The sequence below is a fragment of the Testudinibacter sp. P27/CKL/0425 genome (genome assembly GCF_052931395.1).
In genome coordinates, this window is the sequence record NZ_CM128801.1 from 1,537,703 (window position 1) to 1,559,068 (window position 21,366).

The following is a 21,366-nucleotide window of genomic DNA, read 5'->3' on the forward strand; positions in this document are numbered from 1 at the left end:
AACACAACGGAGTGTGAATACACTCCGTTTTATTTCCTAAAAGATTTATTGAGAAAGGACGTTTTATGTCAAATAAATCCTCAGCGGTAATATCACCAAGTAAAAAGGGTGATATTTTTTTTGAATTACTGGTCAGATTTTCAACCTACCTGACGTTGTTAATTCTTGGGGGAATCATTCTCTCGCTGATTATTTCTTCCCTGCCTGCAATGAAAGAGTTCGGGATTTCGTTTCTTTGGTCAAAAGAGTGGAATCCGCCGTTAGATCAATACGGCGCCTTAGTGCCGATTTACGGAACCTTGGTCACGTCATTAATCGCGTTGATTATTGCCGTGCCTGCCAGCTTCGGCATTGCCTTCTTTTTAACCGAATTAGCGCCACAATGGCTGCGCCGCCCGCTGGGGACGGCGATTGAGCTGTTGGCTGCCGTTCCGAGTATTGTTTACGGGATGTGGGGCTTCTTTATCTTTGCACCGCTGTTTGCTAAATACTTTCAGCGTCCGGTCGGCGAAGTGGTTTCCGGCTTCCCGATTATCGGTTCGCTGTTCTCCGGCCCAAGTTTCGGGATCGGGATTTTAGCAGCCGGGATTATTTTGGCAATTATGATTATTCCTTACATCGCCTCGGTGATGCGTGATGTGTTCGAACAAACGCCAGCGCTGATGAAAGAGTCTGCGTACGGGGTCGGCTGTACCACTTGGGAAGTGGTGTGGCGCATTGTGCTGCCATACACCAAGAGCGGTGTGGTTGGCGCGGTAATGCTGGGCTTAGGGCGTGCGCTGGGTGAAACCATGGCAGTGACCTTCGTTATCGGTAATACCTACCAATTAGACAGCCTGTCGCTGTATATGCCGAGTAACAGTATCACCTCGGCAATTGCCAACGAATTTGCCGAAGCGGAATCGGATATGCACATTTCCGCCTTGATGGAATTAGGCTTGATCTTGTTTGCCATCACCTTGTTAGTGTTGATCGTATCCAAATTGTTGGTGCGTCGTTTGTCGAAAAATGAGGGAGCGAAATAATGGCAACTTCAACGAAAAGCAAATACGAAATTGTCAAAGAGCGGTTGCAAAACAAGCGCCGAATCATTAATAACATTGCGATTTTTATTGCGATGTTGGCAATGGTGTTTGGTTTGATCTGGCTGGTGTGGATCTTATTCACCACCTTGCAAAAAGGGATCGCCGGCTTATCATTGGATGTGTTCTTAGAAATGACACCGGCGCCGAATGCTGAAGTGGGCGGCTTGGCAAATGCGATTGTCGGTAGCTTGATCATGGTGGTCTTTGCTACGTTTATTGGCACGCCGCTGGGCATTCTGGTCGGGATTTATCTGTCTGAATACGGCAAAAAATCTTGGCTGGCGGAAGGAATGCGTTTTGTGAACGACATTTTGTTGTCAGCACCGTCGATTGTTATCGGTCTGTTTGTGTATGTATTATTTGTCGCACCGGTCGGCAACTTTTCGGGTTGGGCAGGGGTTGTCGCCTTAGCATTGCTGCAAATTCCAATCGTGATCCGCACCACGGAAAATATGCTGAACCTGATTCCGAACAACTTGCGTGAAGCGGCTTATGCCCTCGGCACACCGAAATGGAAAATGATCCTTGCGATCACCTTGCGCGCCTCAACTGCCGGGGTTATCACCGGGGTGTTACTGAGTGTCGCCCGAATTGCCGGGGAAACTGCGCCGTTAATGTTTACCGCACTTTCCAACCAATTCTGGAGCTTAGACATGAGCAAGCCGATGGCGAGCTTACCGATGACCATCTACAAATTTGCCTCCAGTCCGTTTACCAACTGGCAAGAATTGGCGTGGACAGGCGTGCTAATCATTACCTTTGCGGTGCTGTTGTTGAACATTCTGGCACGTGTCGTATTTAAAAATAAAGAGAAGAAGTAAGGAATAACCGATGAGCATTATTGATTTGAATAAAGCCGAACCAAGCCAAAAAATTATCGAAGTGAAAGATCTGAACTTTTACTACAGTGATTTTCATGCGCTAAAAAACCTGAATCTGGATATTGAAGCAAATAAAGTTACCGCATTTATCGGGCCGTCAGGTTGTGGTAAATCAACACTTTTGCGTACCTTCAATAAAATGTATGCGCTTTATCCGGAGCAACGTGCCGAAGGGCAAATTCTGCTTGACGGTGAAGACATCATCAGCAGCAAAAAAGATATTTCGCTGTTGCGCGCCAAAGTCGGCATGGTGTTCCAAAAGCCGACGCCGTTCCCGATGTCAATTTATGACAATATTGCTTTCGGCGTGCGCTTGTTCGAAAAATTGTCGAAATCGGAAATGGATGATCGCGTCGAATGGGCATTGAGTAAAGCCGCACTTTGGAATGAAACCAAAGACAAACTGCACAAGAGCGGTTACAGCTTGTCGGGCGGTCAGCAACAACGGTTGTGTATTGCCCGTGGAATCGCGATTAAACCGGAAGTGTTGCTACTGGACGAACCTTGCTCGGCATTAGACCCGATTTCAACCGGCATGATCGAAGATCTGATCTTAGAGCTGAAAAAGGATTATACTGTGGTAATTGTGACCCACAATATGCAGCAGGCAGCCCGCTGTTCCGATCACACGGTGTTTATGTATTTGGGTGACATTATTGAACACGGCGCAACCGATGATATGTTCAACCGTCCGAAAGACAGCAGAACGTCAGATTATATCACCGGACGTTTCGGTTAAACCCCCGGTTAACAGGAGATCAAAATGACTTTAAATGAAAAAAAACACATTATGAAACAGTATGATCGCGATTTGAATCATCTGTTATCATTGTTGTTGACCATGGGCAGCTTGGTGCAAAAACAGCTGCACGATGCGTTGCAAGTAATTAAAGGCAACAGCGAAATCAGCGCGCTTGATGTGGTGGAAGGTGATCAGCAAGTCAACTCGATGGAAGTCGCTGTTGACGAAGCCTGTGTGACGTTAATTGCCCGTCGTCAGCCGCTGGCGGACGATTTGCGTTTTATCATCACCATTTTGAAAGTGGCGTCGGAATTGGAGCGTATCGGCGATTCGGTGGATAAAATGAGCCAAACGAGTTTGCATGATGACGTGACCATCGAAAAAACTTTATTGGATAAAATAGATGTCATGGCGCAAGACGCGATCGCAATGTTGCACGATACGTTGCGTGCGTTTTCCAGCATGAGCTTGGAAGAAGCGAAAGGCGTTTATGCGCGCGATATTAAAATTGACTCACGCTATCAAGAGATCATCGCCGACGCCAAAGACGGCATGAAAACCAGACCGGACAGCGTTGACAGCCTGCTGACCGCTATTTTAGCCGCGCGTGCAATTGAGCGTATCGGTGATCGCTGTCAAAATATCTGTGAATTTATTTACTATTATTTGAAAGGTGAAGATGTTCGCGAAACCGACGAGCCGGTTTTCTAAACTTAGCGGTTTTAGTTGACCGCTACAATTTTCTCTCCCTCCGCGTGCGGAGGGAGATGCCCGAAGGGCAGAGGGAGGGATTAATCAGAAATTAGAATTTATAAGACAAATTCCCTACCGCACTAATGCCTTCGGCATAGTAGCAATAGGTGTCGCACCCCGCTAAATATTTGCGGTTGACGAGGTTGTCGATATTCACCCGCATTTCTAAATTGTCAGTGAAGCGATAACTGGCAAAGAGGTCCACCACTGTCGCAGAAGGGACTTTTTGCATTCGGATATTGAGATCATGCCGTGGCTGTCACGCTGTTGCCGATATAACGCACACCGATAATTGATCATTAAATTGGTATGCTAAACGCGTGGATAGCGTGTGTTTTGGAATCAAAGGATTATGCGTGGTTGCGCCGTTTGCATTTTTCGTGACGGAATGCAAATAGGTATATGCCATTAACGTTTGCAGTTTGTCGGTAACATTCAAATCGGCTTGAATTTCCACGCCTTTGCGTTTGATTGGGTCTTCGCTGCTGATTGTCGCCCCTGTGCCTTGCCCAACCAACGCGCCCTTATCTTTTGCGCTAAACAATGCTACGGAGATCGTGCCGTCTACCCAGCTTGGCATATATTTCACACCGATTTCATGCTGTTTGGTGATGTTCGGATCATATAGGGTTTGATTGCCGCTTAATCCGTTTGGTACGCGGAACGATTCGGTGTAGGCATAGTATGGGTTTAAACCTAATTCGTTAAAATAGATTACCGAGCCGGAATAAGAGGTGTAGTTTTTACGCACGCTTTGCGCACTTGCCAATTCGCTATTGCGCACACGATCATGGCGCACGCCGGCGGTTAAGCCGATGGTATCCCACAACACGATGTTATCTTGCAAATAGTAGCCTTGTTGAATCGCTTTAATTTGGGTTAACTGCGAATCGGTTAAAGTTTGTGGCGCGCCATATTGTGCCGATGGATTATAAACATTAGTGTTCCCGATTCCGCCCCAGTTCATTAAACCGTAATAAGCATCAAATTTTTGATGACGATAATCCATGCCGACAAGCAGCGTATTTTCTAACATATCATTGTTAAATTTCCAGCTCAGACGGTTGTCAATGCTGTGGCTTTTCGCCGTGCCGTGATTGAACACAATACCACGTGAAACTTCATTGTTAGCTAAATTTAAAGTTGGGAATGCATAAGCCCCTTGGTGGTGACTATAAATTTCTTGATAACGGTAGTTTTGGCTGAAGCGTAAGCCGTTGCCAAATTCATGGCTGAATTCATAGCCGATACTTTTGGCGATATTCTTTTCATTGTCTTGGGTCGGATCGCCTAAATTGGCATGAGGTGAAATTTTACCCGCAGCAGTTGGCACTAATGTGCCGTCTTGTGGCAGGAAGTTAGAGCTTGGCGTGCCGACATTTTTTAAGTAGCTGGCTAAAACGGTCAAGTTGGTTTTATCTGAAATATCCCACGAAATGGACGGCGCAATGTAGTAGTTTTCCGACCAAGTGCCGTTCCATTCGCCGTCTGCACGGTTATATGCACCGACTAAGCGGTAACGCACGCTGTCATCAGCATTCAAGCTTCCCGTATAATCGGCGCTGATGCCGCGTTGGTTTTTATTGCCGAAATGAGTGCTGATTTCACCACGACCAATTGCGTCTTTATTCGGGCGCTTGGTGATGTAGTTGATCAAACCACCGGCATTGGACGCACCAAATGCCATCGAATCGGAACCTTTCACCACTTCAACCGCTTCAACACCATACATCATCACTTGCGGGGTGAAAAATCCTTGTTCTAGCATTGGCATTCCGTCCACCGCTTGGCTGGCCAGTGTGCCGCGCAGGCGGAACCAGTTGGTGTTGGTGTCGCTGCCGAACACTTGATTAGTGAATCCGGCTTGGTAACGCGCCAGCTCATCGGCTTTTTCAATGCCTTGTGAGCTGAGGGCTTGGTTATCCAACACCACTGCCGATTTTGCTTGGTTAAACGGTTGGGTTTCCAATTTATTCATGGTTCCCACCACATCAATCACCTCCAGCTGCTCTGTTTCTGCTTGTTGATTCGCAAAAGTGGGATTGGTGGCAAGCAAAAGTGCGGTTGCCAGCGCGGAGTATTTAAAGGTTTTTTGCATAAAAGTTCCTTAGGTTATGAGAATAAACGGTGCGCGTTAGAGCTTGCGCATAATCAGTAAAAAGTAACCGCCGCCGAGCAGTGTTGCCACCAGCCCGGCAGGCATTTCGTAAGGGAACAGCCATTGTCTGCCGATCCAATCGGCGGCAATCATCACCGTTGCACCAATGACAGCCGCAGCAAGCAGTTGCGATTTGGCTTTGTGAAAGCCCAAATACTGCGCCAAGTGCGGTGCGAGCAAGCCGACAAAACTCAGCGGCCCGACCACCAATGTGGCGCAGGCGGTGAGCAGTGCGCTAAGCAGAATCAGCAACCAGCGGACTTGGTTTAAATTTAGCCCCAGTGCTTTTGCCATTACCGCGTGCAGGCTGAGCAGATCCAGCCAACGGCTGAACATAATACTCAGTGCCAACAGCCCAAGTGCGGTCAGGGTGAGCCCGATTGCGATGTGGCTTTCGGCATAATAGGTTGAACCTGCCGTCCAGCTTAACAGTTGCTGAATGCGGAAATCGCCACTTGCCATCAAAATGCGTTGCACCGCATCAAACAACGCGGCAAGGCTGATGCCCGTGAGCAAAATCCGTTCGGGTAACATGCCGCTGCGCCCGTTAATCAGCATAATCAGCAGCAATACCGCCAGCGCACCCAACAGCCCTGCGATCCAAAATTGATCGGCGCTCACTTGGCTAACACTGAAAATCACAATTAACACGCCAAAACTCACGCCCGAGGTAATCCCCAGCAGTTCAGGGCTTGCCATTGGGTTAAAACTCAACCGTTGTAACAGCGTGCCAGCCAGTGCCAGCATCATGCCTGCGGCAAGGGCATATAACAACCGTGGATAGCGCAATTCAAGCAATAGCGGTTTTGCCCAGTCAAACGACCAACCATTGGCGCTGTTGCCAACGGAGAGCGCGACAAGTGCGGTGAAAGCCAATAACGCGATTAAACTGATCCCCGTGCGGTTTTTACTGTCTGTAAAAACGACGATGCCGCTTGCAAGCGCCCGCTTTGCGGCAGGTTTTTAAACATCAACCACAGTAAGAGCGGTGTACCTAACACTGCAGTGACCGCGCCTGTCGGTAGTTGGTAGTGATAATAGTGGCTGAGTAATTGCAAGCCTAAATCGGTGAGCAGCAGCAAGCTGGCGGCAAGATACGCGGTTTGCAGCAGCTGCGCTTTAAACGTGCGGATCCCCAGTTGTCGGCTGATGGTGGTGGCGGCTAAGCCGATAAACCCAAGCATGCCAACCCGACTAATTACAATCGCCACCAAATAAGCAGAAAGCAGCAACGCCGCTAAGCGAATCCACTGCACCGGCACGCCGAGGCTTTTGGCGTTGCTGTCATTTAAACTTAATATCGCCAGTGGACGTTGCAGTAGCGTAATCAGCAGCAACGCAGGCAGCAGCAAGCCCAGCAGTTGCACGCTGTCTAGCCAGCTTTCTTGCACCAGTGAACCTGCACCCCACATCATTAAGCCGCGCGATTCTTCAGGGTAAAACAGCATCAGCGTGGCAGAGAGTGAGCCGAGATACAGGTTTACCACTAGTCCCGCTAAAATCATAATCAGTGGTGATAACGTTTTGCGCGACGCCAGTAAAAACACCAGTGCCAGTGCGCCAAGCGCGCCGAGAAACGCGATGATAGTGGTGCCGAAACTGAGAATGGCAGGGAAAAACAGCGTGCAGGCAAACAGCAAAAATTGCGCGCCACTGCTGACCGCCAGGGTGTTATCGGACGCCAGCGGATTATTCACCACTTGTTGTAATAACAGGCTGGCAAGCCCAAGTGCGGTTCCTGCTAATGTTGCCATTGCGAGGCGCGGCAGGGTGTAGTTTTGCACTAATAACAGCGCCAGCGATTGTGTGCTGTCAGTGCGAAAAGCGGAAAGCCAGCCATTTGGCAATTGGGCGTGCAGCAACCACAATGCCAGCACCGCACTTAAGGCGAATATCATCAGGTTCAGCCCCCAAACGGAACGGGTTACCATGCTTCACCTCCGTGTTGCAACGCCGTGGCGAGTTGTTGCGCGGAGGGCAGTGCGCCAAATGTCCAAATGGCGGGTAGCACAATTGGATCGCGTGAAAGCGGCAAGTGTTGCCACAAGGTGTTGTGCTGAAGTGCGGTTGGCACGTTCACAGGATAAGGTTTGATCACCACCAAGCGCGGATTGTCGGCAAAATCCGCCAGCTGATTAATGCTGATATTGGCAGATCCCCACACACTGACGGGGTGCGCCCACGCATTGCGAAAGCCCATGCGCTGAATTGCCGCACCAAACAGGCTGTTTTCGCCATAGACACGTAAATGGCGACTATCAATAAATTGTACCAGCAGCAGTGGGCGGTGTTGATGTTCGGTTAGCTGTTGTTTTAACTCGGCAAACAGCTGTTCGGTTTGTGAAATGAGTTGTTCAGCCGCTTGCGGATCGCCCACACGTTGTGCCAGCTGGCGCGTGGCGCTGAGTTGGTTTTGCCAAATATCGCCTTCACGGTAAAAATCCACACTCTCCACCTGCTGCGGATCGGCAACATAGCGTTGTAGTAACGGCGTTAAACTGCTGAACATTGCGCTGTTGATGAATAAATCGGGCTGTAATTGCGCCACTAACTCTTTATTCGGTTGCAAATGCGTGCCTAAATCCAGCGTACCTTGCGGCAGCGCGGGCACGGCAACCCAAGTGCGGTAGCTTTCGGCATCACCGACGGCAATTGGTGCATGCCCGAGGGCTAATAAGGTTTCTGCAACGGTCCAATCCAGGGTAGCGGTTCGCGGTACGGTGAGAGCTGATACGTTACAGCTGATAAATAATAAGGCGGCAAGCAGAAAACGGCGCATGGAAACCTCAAAAAAACGCAACGGGATCACCCGTGCGAGGATGGGGGATCACCTGCAATTGAATCCCGTAAATCGCATCAAGATTATCTTGCGTCATCAATTCATCAGGTGAGCCTTGCATTAATAATTGCCCGCTGTGTAAGGCGATTAACTGATCGCAAAAGCGTGCCGCGAGGTTTACATCATGAATCACAATCACCACGCCAATATTGAGCTGGCGCGTAAGCTGTTGGATCAACTGCATCACTTCTACTTGGTGGGCAATGTCCAGCGCGGCTAAAGGCTCATCGAGCAACAAAAAGCGGTTTTGTTACGCCAGCAGCATCGCCAGCCAAATCCGTGAACGTTCACCGCCGGAAAGCGTATCCACCAGCTGATCGGCAAAGGCTTCCGTGTGGGTGAGCGCCAGCGCTTGCTCAACAGCCTGCTGATCTTGCTGTTTATTGCGCCCAAACAGCCCATTCCACGCATAGCGCCCCATTTGAATCAGTTCACGCGCGGTTAAATTGGTTGCGGCGGGCAAATGCTGTGGTAAATACGCCACTTCACGCGCAAATGCGCGGCTGCTCCAAGTTTGAATCTCACGCTGTTTTAAGGCTAAGCGCCCACCGGAGCAGGGTTGTTGATTAGCAAGCAACTTAATTAACGTGGATTTTCCCGAACCATTGTGCCCGATCAAACCATACACCCGCCCAATCTCAAAGGTGAGATCAATCGGATGCAACAAAGTGCGGTTCGGAATGTGGTAGGTCACTTGTTCAAGTTGAAACATGGCTTGCCTGAGCGTGAATAAATTAAAAGAGCGGGGATTTTAATTGAAAATTATTCTTATTTCAAGTTTGTAATTAATTTATGTTTTGAAAGTATTAATGAGTAATACTGTTTTTCTTGGTGAAAAAGTATCTACTTTTGGTAGATACTAAGGAGGCGATATGACAACAGCAAAATTATTTTGGACGGGAAACTCTCAGGCACTGCGTTTGCCAAAGGCTTTTCGTTTTGAGGGAGAGCAGGTGAAAATTAGCCGCAGAGGAAAACAAGTCATTATTGAGCCGATTGTTTCAAATTGGGATTTCTTAGAATGAAATTTTTATTAGATACGAATGCGGTGATTGCGGGTAAGATCAGAGCGGATTTGGAAAAATCAGGTACGCCAATCGACGCTTATGATATTTTAATTGCCGCTCAAGCGGTGAATCATAATTTGATGTTAATTACACATAATACCAAAGAATTTCAGCGAATTAATATGCCGGCTTACGAGGATTGGTTGTAGGCAGTGATGTTTACAAACCGCTCTTGGCTATTCTCTGTTATTTATAAATGCAACTATCGGGTTTCGCCGAAGGCGAGTTACTCTTGGTTTCAATTGTAGGCGCGTATTGTGTATGTCCCTACAACCCAAAATCAGCATATACACCGAGTTTTATAAAACAAAGTGCGGCGTGATTTCAACGGTAGGGTGGGCTTGCTAGCCCACCACAAACCACTTTCTTGAAACGCCGCACACTCACGTGTGCGGTTACGCATGGTGTCGCCCCGTTGGGGCGAAAAATGCAGAAGAAGGTATGAAAATCCAATGCAACGCACTTTCTTTTATGAAGTGCTGTGAAATATTGTAGAGCCTCCCTCTGCCCTTTGGGCATCTCCCTCCGCATGCGGAGGGAGAGAAAAGCAAATAATGGGTAATAAAATTTCTTTCGCCCTCTCCGTTTACGGAGGGGGCTGCCGAAGGCTGGGGGAGGTTAGAGTGCTATTTTAATTAGGTTGTATAGGGGCGTATTGCATACGCCCATGCGATTTAGCCATTTAATTAGATAAAGTAAAATCATAATTGCTATATTATCTTTTGCGCTCAAAACCGTTCATCTTGCTATCTCACGCCACACCAAAATAAAAGCCCCACCAAATGGTGAGGCTTACCTTCGTTTAGCTGAGAATTACAGCACTTTGACAATGCTTTCGCACAAGTAGCGGATATTGTCTTCGGTGATGCCTGCAACATTGATTCGACCGGATCGCACGGCGTAGATCGCAAACTCATCTTTCAAACGGTCTACTTGCTCAGGGCTTAAACCGCTGAAGGAGAACATTCCGTTTTGTTCGATAATGAATGAAAAATCTTGCTGTGCGCCATATTCTTTCAACAGCTCAACAAATTTCTGACGCATGGTTTTGATGCGATCGCGCATTTCTGCCAGTTCGGCAATCCAATCGGCTTTCAATTCCGCGTCGCCCAACACCAACGCCACTGCATTTGCGCCGTGTGATGACGGGTTCGAATATAAAGTGCGGATAATCGATTTCACTTGGCTGAATGCGGTTTCTGCGGTTTGTTGATCGGCAGCAACCAGGGTAAATGCGCCAACACGTTCGTTATACAAACCGAAATTTTTTGAATAAGAGCTGGCTACCAGCAATTCTTTGTGGTTTGCGGCAAACGCGCGCAAGCCTTGTGCATCTTCTTCCAAGCCGTTTGCCAAGCCTTGATAAGCGAAGTCAAACAGCGGCAGCCAGCCGTTTTTCACCGATAAATCGGCTAATTGTTGCCATTGTTCGGCGGTCGGGTCGATGCCGGTCGGGTTATGGCAGCAACCGTGCAGCAACACGACATCGCCTTCGCCGGCGTTGCTCAAATCGGCGATCATGTTGTCCCAATCTAAGGCACGGGTTTGCTCGTTATAATAGCGATAGTTACGGATAGTGATGCCGACAGCATTAAAAATCGCATTGTGGTTTGGCCAAGTCGGGGAGCTGATCCACACATTTTGAGCGTTGGTTTGGCGTTTGATAAATTCCGCTGCGACACGTAACGCCCCTGTTCCGCCTAAACTTTGTGCGGTTTTAGCGCGTTTGCTTTGCACGATTTGACTGTCGGTCCTGAACAGTAATTCTTGGGTGAATTGGTTATACGCCGCCACACCGTCGATGGTCAGGTAATTTTTGTTGTTTTCGGTTTCTAACAGGCGTTTTTCTGCCGTTTTCACCGCTTTCACAATCGGGGTTTGCCCGTTGGCATCTTTATACACGCCGATCCCCAGATTGATTTTGTTATCACGGGTTTCGGATTTAAACGCTTCGCCTAAACCTAAGATCGGATCGGCAGGAGCCGCTTGGATTTTCTCAAACATGATGATGTCCTTTTATGATGTTGTGTTTTTAATGATGTTATAAAAATAATCGTTTATTTATACTGATTTCTGAACGGAATCACAATCCCCGATTTGAAAAATCAGCTTAATTTTTCGATCGCCCATTCCAAGCCGGAAAGATAGTCGTTTGGCAGCAGTGTTTCCAGTTGGCGTAAGCCGTCGATTAACACCGTTTTGCTCGGATGAGACAAATTAAGGTGTCCCACTTTGCGCCCTGACCGCACTTCTTTGCCGTACCAATGTAATTGGCTAAACGGTAGGTTTAACCAATGCGGATTGTGCTCGGTGCCGATTAAATTGACCATTACGCTTGGCATAAAGGTTTGCAGCGGTGGCGTCGGCAAATCCAGCAACGCGCGCAAATGCAGCTCAAACTGGCTGACGCTACAACCCAGTTGCGACCAGTGTCCGCTGTTGTGAACGCGCGGCGCAAGTTCGTTGATCAGCAATTTATCGCCGACCACAAAACATTCCATCGCCATCACGCCGACATATTCCAACTTTTGCATAATCGCGCCTAGCATTTGTTCGGCTTGGGTTTGCAAAGTGCGGTCTGAATCGTTAAGTTGCACGCTGTAGCGCAAAATGCCGTTCTGTTGCAGGTTGTGGCTGATCGGGTAGAAGCGGAAACTGCCGTCTTTAAAACGCGCGCCTATCAGTGAAATTTCGTAATCAAACGGAATAAAGGCTTCGGCGATCACTTCGCCGAACAGATCCGGCGTGATTTGTTCGCACGTTTCAGCGTCCACGATCCATTGTCCGCGCCCGTCGTAGCCGCCGGTGCGGCGTTTGACCACGACTTTACTGTCGACTTGGCTGAACACTGTTTGCCACTGTTCGGCGGAGTCTAACTGTTGCCACGGGGAAGTCGGCAACTGTAATTCGTCTAATAGTGATTTTTGTGAATAGCGATCGGCGAGTAAACCGAATACATTTTTATTGATAAAATTCGGATGAGAGGCAAGTGCGGTGGTTAACGGCGTGGTCGGCCAGCGTTCGATTTCGGCGGTGATCACTGCATTATTTTCGATTTCAAATAATGGTGCGTCAAAATCAAGCGGCTGCACGCCGATGTCTAACGGGGCGCCGGCATAGCGCAGCATACGCCCCAATTGTCCGTTGCCCAACACATAAACCGGCGGATGAATAGCACTTTTTTGCATGGCGGATTCCTTGTGTCAGCAGCGATTAAAGCAGGCGGGGATCGGGATTGTCCAACACCGTTTGGGTTTGTGCGCTGCGGAATTGTTGCAGGCGCTCGGCTAATTGCGGATCATGGCTCGCCAAAATTTGTGCCGCCAGCAATCCGGCATTCGCCGCTCCGGCTGCGCCAATCGCCAAGGTGCCGACCGGAATGCCTTTTGGCATTTGCACGATGGAATACAGACTGTCCACGCCGCTTAAAATCGAACTTTTCACCGGCACGCCCAGCACCGGCACAATGGTTTTCGCTGCGATCATGCCCGGCAAATGCGCCGCGCCTCCCGCACCGGCAATAATCACCTGGTAACCGTTGCCAAGTGCGGTTTCGGCGAACTGAAACAGTTTATCGGGCGTGCGGTGTGCAGAAACGATTTCCACATGATAAGGGACTTGCAGTTGATCCAGTACGTTGGCGGCTTCAATCATGGTCGGCCAATCACTTTGAGAACCCATCACAATGGCGATTTTTGTAGACATAAGCGAGCTGATTTCCTTTCTGTTAATGTGAGTATAAAAAGTGCGGTTAGCATAGCATGATTTTATAAGAAATTAATCGTTGTGAATGTGCTTACGGCAAGATTTTATATTTTTTAGCCGGATAGCGGTGATTCGATTGCAAGTTGGCGGAGAAAATTCTATGCTTACCGGCTGAATAAAGATAAAACCGATGGAGCAAATAATGTCAGCGAAAGCCAAATATAGAAAAGATTATAAAAAACCGGATTATACCGTCACTGATATTTTTCTCGATTTTCAACTCGATCCGCAAGATACACTGGTCACCGCAACAACGCATATTCAACGTTTGAACCCGCAAGCAACCCAACTGCGCCTTGACGGACACAGCTTTCAATTTGTTTCCCTGAAACTCAACGGCAGTGATTTCAACCACTATCAACAAGACAGCGAATCGCTCACGTTAGATTTGACCGCACTTGATGTCGACAGCGTTGAGCTGACGATTCAAACCCGCTTAAAACCGGCAGAAAACACCTCGCTGCAAGGGCTGTATCAATCGGGCGACGGTTTCTGTACCCAATGTGAAGCGGAGGGCTTTCGCCAAATCACCTATATGTTAGACCGCCCGGACGTGCTGGCGCGTTATACCACCAAAATCACCGCCGACAAAACGGCTTATCCGTATTTGTTATCCAACGGCAATCGCACCGGCGGGGGCGATTTGGCAGGCGGCAAGCATTGGGTGGAATGGCAAGATCCGTTCCCGAAACCGAGTTATTTGTTTGCGCTGGTGGCAGGCGATTTTGATCTGTTGCAAGACAGTTTTATCACCAAGAGCGGTCGCAGCGTGGCGTTGGAATTGTATGTCGATAAAGGCAATCTGGATCGCGCCGATTGGGCGATGCAGAGCCTGAAAAAATCGATGAAATGGGACGAAGATCGGTTTGATCTGGAATACGATCTGGATATTTACATGATCGTGGCGGTCGATTTCTTCAACATGGGTGCAATGGAAAATAAAGGCTTGAACGTGTTCAATTCCAAATTTGTGCTGGCAAACCCTGCGACTGCAACCGACGAGGACTACCACAACGTTGAAGTGGTGATCGCGCATGAATATTTCCACAACTGGACCGGCAACAGGGTAACCTGCCGTGATTGGTTTCAGTTGAGCTTAAAAGAAGGCTTGACGGTTTTCCGTGATCAGGAATTTTCATCTGACACTGGCTCGCGCGCGGTGCAGCGGATCAATAACGTGAAGTTGCTAAGAGCGGTGCAATTCGCTGAAGATGCCGGCCCGATGGCGCACCCGATCCGTCCGGAAAAAGTGATCGAAATGAATAATTTCTATACCGTTACGGTGTATGAAAAAGGCGCGGAAGTGATCCGTATGCTGCACACCTTGTTGGGCGAAGTGCGGTTTCAGCAGGGCATGAAATTGTACATTGCCGAAAATGACGGCAAGGCAGCAACCTGTGAGGATTTTGTCTCGGCAATGGAACGGGCTTCCGGCGTGGATTTGACTATTTTTCGCCGTTGGTACAGCCAATCCGGCACCCCGATTTTAAGCATTAGTGATGAATATGACGAACGCAACCATATTTATCGCTTACATGTAGCGCAAACCACACCGCCGACCCAGGATCAGTTAGACAAAATCAATCTGCACATTCCACTGAAAATGGCGTTGTATGACGCGCAAGGTCACAACTTGGAACTGCAAGATGAAAACGGCCCGGTCAGCCAAGTGTTAGATATTCTGCAAAATCAACAAACATTTGAATTTCACCATATTTACACGCGCCCGACGCCGGCGTTGTTGTGTGATTTTTCTGCGCCGGTCAAATTGGATTATGACTACAGTGACGAACAACTCTTGTTACTGTTAAAACACGCCGAAAACGATTTTGTCCGTTGGGATTCAATGCAAATGTTATTGGCAAACGAATTGCGCCACAATTTGTACCGCCTGCAAAACAATGAGCCTTTGCAAATCAATCCGCAGCTGTTAGATGCGCTATATGCGTTGTTGGAAAATTATCAGCAGGACATCGAACTGACCGCACTTATGTTGCTGTTGCCGAAAGAAATTGAATTTGCCGAACAGTTCAAATTGATTGATCCGAGCGGAATTCATCAAGTGCGCACTTTCTTGCAAAAGAGTATTGCCGAGCATCTGAAAGCCTTGCTGTTAAAAATTTATCATAAAATTGATTTGCCGACTTACCGCATGGCTAGAGAAGACGTGTCCTTGCGCAGCTTGCGCAATGTTTGCTTGAGTTATCTGGCGGTGACCGAATTCGGCAATGCGCTGGTCAACACCCATTATTTGCACGCCAACAATATGACCGACAGCTTGGCGGCACTGGCGGCAGCAACTGCGGCAGCATTACCGTGTCGTGACGCACTGTTGGCGGACTTCGAACAGAAATGGGCGCATGACGGCTTGGTGATGGACAAATGGTTTGCGCTACAAGCCACCCGTCCGGATGAAGATGTGTTGCAAAACGTGATGGCGTTAATGGATCACCCGAGTTTCAAATTCAACAATCCGAATCGACTGCGTGCGTTGGTCGGCAGTTTCGCCAACCATAATCCGAATGCGTTCCATGCGATTGACGGTTCAGGTTATCGTTTCTTGGTCGAAGTGCTGATCAAAGTTAACAGCAGCAATCCGCAAATTGCCTCGCGTTTAATCGAGCCGCTAATTCGCTTGGCGCGCTACGACGCGCAGCGTCAAACCTTGATGAAGCGTGGTTTGGAACGTTTAGCGAAAATCGATAACCTGTCGAAAGATCTGTTTGAAAAAATCGAGAAAGCGTTGGATTAATCGAAATAAAGCGTACAATTGAGGAAATCTTCGGATTTCCTTTTGACATCATTTCAAAAACAGGTGATAGCTTATGTACTCATTTATCAAAAAAGGGTTATTTTCACTGGACGCAGAGCAGGCGCATAATTTCACGGTTAAAACCCTCGGATTAGTTGGCAAAACGCTATTAAGTCACCTGCTGCAAACCGCACTTCGTTGCCCGCAAGGCACGCCGAAAAGCTGCATGGGGATCCAATTTAAAAATCCGATCGGCTTGGCGGCGGGCGCCGACAAAAACGGCGAAGCAATCGACGGCTTTGGCGTATTGGGATTCGGTTTTATTGAAGTCGGCACCGTTACGCCGTTGGCGCAAGACGGCAACCTGAAGCCGCGCCAATTCCGTTTGACGGAAGTGGAAGGGATCATCAACCGCAACGGTTTTAATAATTACGGTGTCGATCATCTGGTCGAAAACGTGAAAAAAGCCCGCTATGACGGGGTGATCGGCATCAACATCGGCAAAAACACCACCACCTCGGTCGAAAACGGCAAGGGCGACTATATTTATTGTTTAAATAAAGTGTATAACCACGCCGGTTATATCACGATTAACATTTCATCGCCAAATTCGCCCGGCTTGCGCCAACTGCAATACGGCGAAGCGTTAGACGATTTATTGCAAGCGGTTAAAGCCCGCCAAGCGGAATTAGCCGAATATTACAATAAATATGTACCGATTGCGGTTAAAATCGCGCCGGATCAAACCGATGCTGAACTGGTGCAAATTGCCGACACCTTGCGCCGACACAAAATGGACGGCGTGATCGCCACCAACACCACGATCTCGCGCGAGAGCGTTAGCGGCATTGCTAACGCGGAACAGCAAGGCGGATTAAGCGGCAAACCATTACAGCAACTCAGCACTCAAATTATTAGTCGTTTGCATCAAGAGCTGAAAGGCGAAATTCCAATCATCGGCAGCGGCGGAATTGATTCACTGGAAAGCGGTAAACAAAAAATCGCCGCCGGTGCGGAATTGCTGCAACTGTATTCCGGCTTGATTTACCACGGCCCGCAGTTGGTGAAAGCGTTGGTGGAAGGGATTAAATAATCCTGGTCGATTGAAAAGAAAAACGGGATTCTGTAGTTATAATCCCGTTTTTTGGAGTAGTACAAAAATGTGGTTGAAATCTCACTTAATCCTAATAGACGGGGGTTAAGTGAATAGCAAAAAAGTTCTATGTATATGGTTCAGAACAGATTAAAAAACATAGTAAAAGATTAGGTAGACAGCGATATAATATATAGCAAAATAAAACTATATTTATATGAGAGAATTGAATGAAAATCGTTGATTTTAATAGATTAAATAATCGAAACCAACGATTTTATTTACTATTTTTTAATAAGAATCAAGGGCTGAAACCGCACTTTAACGCTTATTACTCAAATAATTCAGCGTGCAGCAAACGCACCACTTCATCGGCGTGTTGGCTTTGCACCAATAGGCAGATGTTGTTGGTGCTGGCACCGTAGCTGACCATGCGCACGTTATACTGTTCAATTGTGCCGAACAGGCGTTTTGCCACACCGGCGGTGATGTGCAGATCGTTGCCGATTAACGCCACTAACGACAGGCCTGTATCGACTTTCACGTTGCACACTTCGCTCAGTTCGGTTAATAACTCGTTCGACAACATATTCGCACCGGAAGAGGCAGAGCCGGTTTTATCCAACGTTAACGCCACACTGACTTCAGAGGTGGTGATGGTGTCGACTGAAATTTTGTGTTTTGCCAAAATATTAAAGACGTTGGCTAAAAAGCCTTGCGCATGCAGCATACTGAGGCTGGAAAGCGTCAACAAGGTTTGATCACGGCGCAGCGCGATGGCGCGGAAAGTCGGGCGCGGTTGCGGATCACGGGTTACCCATGTGCCGCCGGCTGCCGGATCTTTGCTTGAACCGACATAGACCGGAATGTTGCTGCGCACAGCTGGCAGCAAAGTGGCAGGGTGCAGCACTTTGGCGCCGAAGGTTGCCATTTCTGCGGCTTCGGCAAAGCTCATGGTGTCGATTTTCTGTGCCGCAGGCACCACGCGCGGATCGGTGGTGTAAATGCCCGGTACATCAGTCCAGATAAGAACATCTTTTGCCTCTAACACTTCCGCTAATAATGCCGCGGAATAATCGCTGCCGCCACGCCCTAAAGTGGTAGTTTTGCCTTTTTCATCGCGTCCGATAAAGCCTTGTGTGATCACCAGCTCGCCGCGATTGATCAACGGTTTTAAGATGTTGTCACAATTTTTCTGGGTTTTGGCGTCGTCCGGTGCGGCTCTGCCGTAGTTGCTGTTGGTCGCAACCAGTTGGCGCACATCGACCCACGTGGCGTTGGTTTGCAATTCACGCAACACTTCAACGAAAATTAGGGTCGACATCATTTCACCGTGGCTGATCAGCTCATCGGTTAAGGCGGCGGAAGTGGCTAAACTGGCGGCTTCTGAGAGTGAGGCGATATTCGCCAGCAAGCGGTCGATCTCTTCGCTGATCACTTTGCTGTTTTTCAATTCGTCTAAAATGTTGTATTGAATAACGCGCAGTTCTTCCAAATATTTAGTGCGTTGATCAGCTTCGCAGCCGTTGGCAAGCGCAACCAAAATATTGGTTACACCGGCAGAAGCAGAAAGCACCACCACGCGGGTGTTCGGATCGGCAATGACAATTTTGGCGCAAGCGCTCATTGCTGGGTAGTTGGCGACGCTGGTGCCGCCGAATTTGGCAACGGAGAGATGTGACATAGTTAAGTTCCTGTAAAGTAAGTAATGAAGCGAATTGTTAATATAATAGAAATAATTTAAGTTATTCAAGGCGATTAAGCAAATTTTATTATGATTATAGCGCCTGATTAAATTCGGTTTAGTATTGATACCGCTTTACTGCAAAATAGTCAATAAAAAACGCCGCTTAACGAGTTAAGCGACGTTGGTTGTTTAAACCGCACTTTAGGGGCAAAGTGCGGTTTGCTGATTAGTTTAATTCAGCACGCAGTTTTTTGGTGACGTTAACCATCACTTCCAGTGCGGCGTTGGTTTCCGGCCATGCGCGGGTTTTTAAGCCGCAGTCCGGATTCACCCATAAACGTTCTGCCGGAATCACATCTAACGCTTTGCGCAACAGGTGTTCGATTTCGCTTGCCGCCGGTACACGCGGGCTGTGAATGTCATACACGCCTGGTCCGATTTCGTTCGGGTATTTGAAATCACCGAATGCCGTCAACAATTCCATGTCGGAACGTGAGGTTTCAATGGTAATCACATCGGCGTCCATGCCTGCAATGGCGGGCAGAATGTCGTTGAACTCGGAATAACACATGTGTGTGTGAATTTGGGTTGAATCTTCCGCGCCGAATGATGACAAGCGGAATGCTTCGGTCGCCCAGTCTAAATACTGCTGCCACTCGGCACGTTTTAACGGCAAGCCTTCGCGGATCGCAGGTTCATCAATTTGAATGATTTTGATGCCCGCTTTTTCCAGATCCAACACTTCATCATTTAATGCCAAAGCAATTTGTTTGCACACGGTGGAACGTTCAATGTCGTTACGCACGAAAGACCATTGTAAAATTGTTACCGGCCCTGTCAACATACCTTTCATTGGCTTTTGGGTCAGGCTTTGGGCGTAGATTGACCATGAAACCGTCATCGGATTCGGGCGCACCACATCACCGAAGATCACCGGCGGCTTCACGCAGCGGCTGCCGTAGCTTTGCACCCAACCGAACTTGGTGAAGGCAAAACCGTCTAACAATTCGCCGAAGTATTCCACCATGTCGTTACGTTCCGCTTCGCCATGCACCAATACATCAAGATCCAGTTTCTCTTGCTGTTCCACCACATAGGCGATCTCTTTTTTCATTGCCGCTTCATATTCAGCAGCCGACAGTGTGCCTTTTTTGAAGGCGGCACGCGCGTGGCGAATTTCCGTGGTTTGTGGGAATGAGCCTATGTTGGTGGTTGGTAATAAAGGTAATTTCAACCAATCTTGTTGTAATTTAATTCGCTCGGCAAATGGCGATTTGCGTTGATCCGCATTGGCGGGCAGCGAGCTTAAACGTGCCGCAACCTCAGGGCGGTGAATCACCGTCGAACTGGCACGGGCATCAGCTGCCGCTTGGCTGGCATCTAACTCGGCTTGCACCGCAGCACGGCCATTGTTTAACGCTTGTTTGATCACGTTCAGTTCTTGAATTTTTTGCAGGCTGAACGCTAACCAAGAGTACAAATCACGATCTAATTGGGTTTCCACTTCCAAATTAAACGGGGTGTGCAGCAGTGAGCAGCTCGGTGCGATCCACAGTTTTTCGCCTAATTTGGCTTTTAATGGTTCAACCACGTCTAACACACGGTTCAGGTTGGCACGCCAGATATTGCGCCCGTCGATCACCCCGACAGACAGCACATTTTGGTAATCGTCAAAGGCGCTTAATTGTTGCGGCGCACGCACCAGATCAATGTGCAAGCCGTCAACTGGCAAGCCTTTCAGTAAATCGGCGTGTTCAGCAACGGAGCCGAAATAGGTGGCGAGCAATAATTTGGCTTGCACTTTCGCCAGTCTGTCATAGGTCGGTTTGAATGTTGCAACCCACTCTGCCGGCAGGTCAACGGTCAGAGCCGGCTCATCAATTTGAATCCATTCTGCGCCCGCTTGCACAAGTGCGGTCAGGATTTCTTCATACACCGGCAACAATTTTTCTAGTAAATCTAAGCGGTTAAAGGCTTCTTTGCCTTTCTCTTTGCCTAACCATAAGAAGGTGATCGGGCCAACCAGTGTCGGTTTGGCTTTCAAACCGAGGGCTTGCGCTTCTTGCAGTTGTTGCACATAGTGTGCAGGGTTGGCTTTAAATTCAGTGTTTTTGTGAAATTCCGGCACTAAGTAGTGGTAGTTGGTATCGAACCATTTGGTCATTTCAATCGCAGGTTGCTGCGCATTACCACGGGCTAATTGGAAGAACTGATCGAGGGTTAATGCGGTGCTGTCGAAACCAAAACGCGCAGGGATTGCGCCCGTTGCCACTTGCAGATCTAAAATGTGATCGTAAAAAGTGAAATCAGCAACCGCAACATAATCGGCATTGGCAGCCGCTTGGTGTTTCCAATTTTTTTCACGCAACGCTTTGGCGATATCTAATAAGTCTTGTTCTGCCAGCTCTTTGCGCCAGTAGCGCTCTTGTGCAAATTTTAATTCACGTTTTGCACCCACACGCGGAAAGCCGGATAGATGAAATGTCGTCATGATGTTCTCCCAGTATTTGAATTTATTTAATTTTAAATAGCCGTCTAAATGGC

At 48.3% G+C, this 21,366-nt stretch carries 18 protein-coding genes and 1 pseudogene; 8 read left to right on the plus strand and 11 right to left on the minus strand.

The genetic code is table 11. The features are described from left to right. Positions 1–65 precede the first annotated feature (65 nt). From pstC to phoU, 4 genes are read left to right on the plus strand one after another with little or no spacing between them, the layout of a single operon-like run. Complete coding sequence (gene pstC / locus ACUHGC_RS07725) at positions 66–1,025, plus strand: phosphate ABC transporter permease PstC (protein ID WP_446832771.1); 960 nt, start codon at positions 66–68, stop codon at positions 1,023–1,025. Further along, entirely contained in the window at positions 1,025–1,906 is an 882-nt protein-coding gene (pstA, locus tag ACUHGC_RS07730; protein ID WP_446832772.1) for a phosphate ABC transporter permease PstA, read from the plus strand. The genes pstC and pstA overlap by 1 nt, the downstream gene beginning before the upstream one ends. Positions 1,907–1,916: 10 nt before the next feature. Then, positions 1,917–2,705 (plus strand): phosphate ABC transporter ATP-binding protein PstB, encoded by a 789-nt coding sequence (pstB, locus tag ACUHGC_RS07735; RefSeq protein ID WP_446832773.1) that lies wholly within the window; start codon positions 1,917–1,919, stop codon positions 2,703–2,705. A 24-nt stretch (positions 2,706–2,729) separates the two neighbouring features. Beyond that, entirely contained in the window at positions 2,730–3,419 is a 690-nt protein-coding gene (gene phoU, locus ACUHGC_RS07740; RefSeq protein ID WP_446832774.1) for a phosphate signaling complex protein PhoU, read from the plus strand. Between the two features lie 91 nt (positions 3,420–3,510). Here the strand turns inward: phoU and ACUHGC_RS07745 are convergent, their stop codons facing one another. The 6 genes and pseudogenes from ACUHGC_RS07745 to ACUHGC_RS07770 form a co-directional block, all read right to left on the minus strand. Beyond that, positions 3,511–3,693, minus strand: a complete 183-nt coding sequence (locus ACUHGC_RS07745) for a hypothetical protein (protein ID WP_446832775.1) — start codon at positions 3,691–3,693, stop codon at positions 3,511–3,513. Positions 3,694–3,720: 27 nt separating this feature from the next. Further along, positions 3,721–5,559, minus strand: a complete 1,839-nt coding sequence (locus ACUHGC_RS07750) for a TonB-dependent siderophore receptor (RefSeq protein WP_446832776.1) — start codon at positions 5,557–5,559, stop codon at positions 3,721–3,723. Positions 5,560–5,595: 36 nt separating this feature from the next. Then, the gene (locus ACUHGC_RS07755) at positions 5,596–6,495 is read right to left on the minus strand and encodes an iron chelate uptake ABC transporter family permease subunit (RefSeq protein ID WP_446832777.1); all 900 of its coding nucleotides are present in this window, start codon (positions 6,493–6,495) and stop codon (positions 5,596–5,598) included. Positions 6,496–6,503: 8 nt separating this feature from the next. Next, complete coding sequence (locus ACUHGC_RS07760) at positions 6,504–7,550, minus strand: iron chelate uptake ABC transporter family permease subunit (protein WP_446832778.1); 1,047 nt, start codon at positions 7,548–7,550, stop codon at positions 6,504–6,506. Beyond that, positions 7,544–8,419, minus strand: coding sequence for an iron-siderophore ABC transporter substrate-binding protein (locus ACUHGC_RS07765; protein ID WP_446832779.1), 876 nt, complete (start codon positions 8,417–8,419; stop codon positions 7,544–7,546). The genes ACUHGC_RS07760 and ACUHGC_RS07765 overlap by 7 nt, the downstream gene beginning before the upstream one ends. After that, a pseudogene (locus ACUHGC_RS07770) lies at positions 8,406–9,170 on the minus strand (ATP-binding cassette domain-containing protein). The gene ACUHGC_RS07765 and the pseudogene ACUHGC_RS07770 overlap by 14 nt, the downstream one beginning before the upstream one ends. 160 nt (positions 9,171–9,330) lie before the next feature. Between ACUHGC_RS07770 and ACUHGC_RS07775 the strand changes: the two are divergent. Continuing rightward, positions 9,331–9,483 carry an antitoxin gene (locus ACUHGC_RS07775; RefSeq protein WP_446832780.1) on the plus strand — a complete coding sequence of 51 codons (153 nt, stop codon included), beginning with the start codon at positions 9,331–9,333 and terminating at the stop codon, positions 9,481–9,483. After that, positions 9,480–9,674, plus strand: a complete 195-nt coding sequence (locus tag ACUHGC_RS07780) for a PIN domain-containing protein (RefSeq protein ID WP_446832781.1) — start codon at positions 9,480–9,482, stop codon at positions 9,672–9,674. The genes ACUHGC_RS07775 and ACUHGC_RS07780 overlap by 4 nt, the downstream gene beginning before the upstream one ends. 664 nt (positions 9,675–10,338) lie before the next feature. On the opposite strand, the gene ACUHGC_RS07785 is transcribed toward ACUHGC_RS07780, so the two are convergent. The 3 genes from ACUHGC_RS07785 to purE all read right to left on the minus strand — a co-directional run bounded on the left by ACUHGC_RS07785 (position 10,339) and on the right by purE (position 13,230). Next, complete coding sequence (locus ACUHGC_RS07785) at positions 10,339–11,529, minus strand: amino acid aminotransferase (RefSeq protein ID WP_446832782.1); 1,191 nt, start codon at positions 11,527–11,529, stop codon at positions 10,339–10,341. A 101-nt stretch (positions 11,530–11,630) separates the two neighbouring features. Further along, entirely contained in the window at positions 11,631–12,713 is a 1,083-nt protein-coding gene (purK, locus tag ACUHGC_RS07790) for a 5-(carboxyamino)imidazole ribonucleotide synthase (protein WP_446832783.1), read from the minus strand. Positions 12,714–12,738: 25 nt separating this feature from the next. Beyond that, positions 12,739–13,230 (minus strand): 5-(carboxyamino)imidazole ribonucleotide mutase, encoded by a 492-nt coding sequence (gene purE / locus ACUHGC_RS07795; RefSeq protein ID WP_446832784.1) that lies wholly within the window; start codon positions 13,228–13,230, stop codon positions 12,739–12,741. A gap of 202 nt (positions 13,231–13,432) precedes the next feature. On the opposite strand from purE, the gene pepN reads away from it, so the two are divergent. After that, positions 13,433–16,042 carry an aminopeptidase N gene (gene pepN, locus ACUHGC_RS07800; RefSeq protein WP_446832785.1) on the plus strand — a complete coding sequence of 870 codons (2,610 nt, stop codon included), beginning with the start codon at positions 13,433–13,435 and terminating at the stop codon, positions 16,040–16,042. A gap of 73 nt (positions 16,043–16,115) precedes the next feature. Next, positions 16,116–17,135 (plus strand): quinone-dependent dihydroorotate dehydrogenase, encoded by a 1,020-nt coding sequence (gene pyrD / locus ACUHGC_RS07805; protein ID WP_446832786.1) that lies wholly within the window; start codon positions 16,116–16,118, stop codon positions 17,133–17,135. 331 nt (positions 17,136–17,466) lie between these two features. On the opposite strand, the gene lysC is transcribed toward pyrD, so the two are convergent. After that, positions 17,467–18,819, minus strand: coding sequence for a lysine-sensitive aspartokinase 3 (lysC, locus tag ACUHGC_RS07810; protein WP_446832787.1), 1,353 nt, complete (start codon positions 18,817–18,819; stop codon positions 17,467–17,469). A gap of 229 nt (positions 18,820–19,048) precedes the next feature. Beyond that, a complete protein-coding gene (gene metE / locus ACUHGC_RS07815; RefSeq protein ID WP_446832788.1) occupies positions 19,049–21,313 on the minus strand; it encodes a 5-methyltetrahydropteroyltriglutamate--homocysteine S-methyltransferase in 2,265 nt (754 codons plus the stop codon). Between the last annotated feature and the right edge of the window lie 53 nt (positions 21,314–21,366).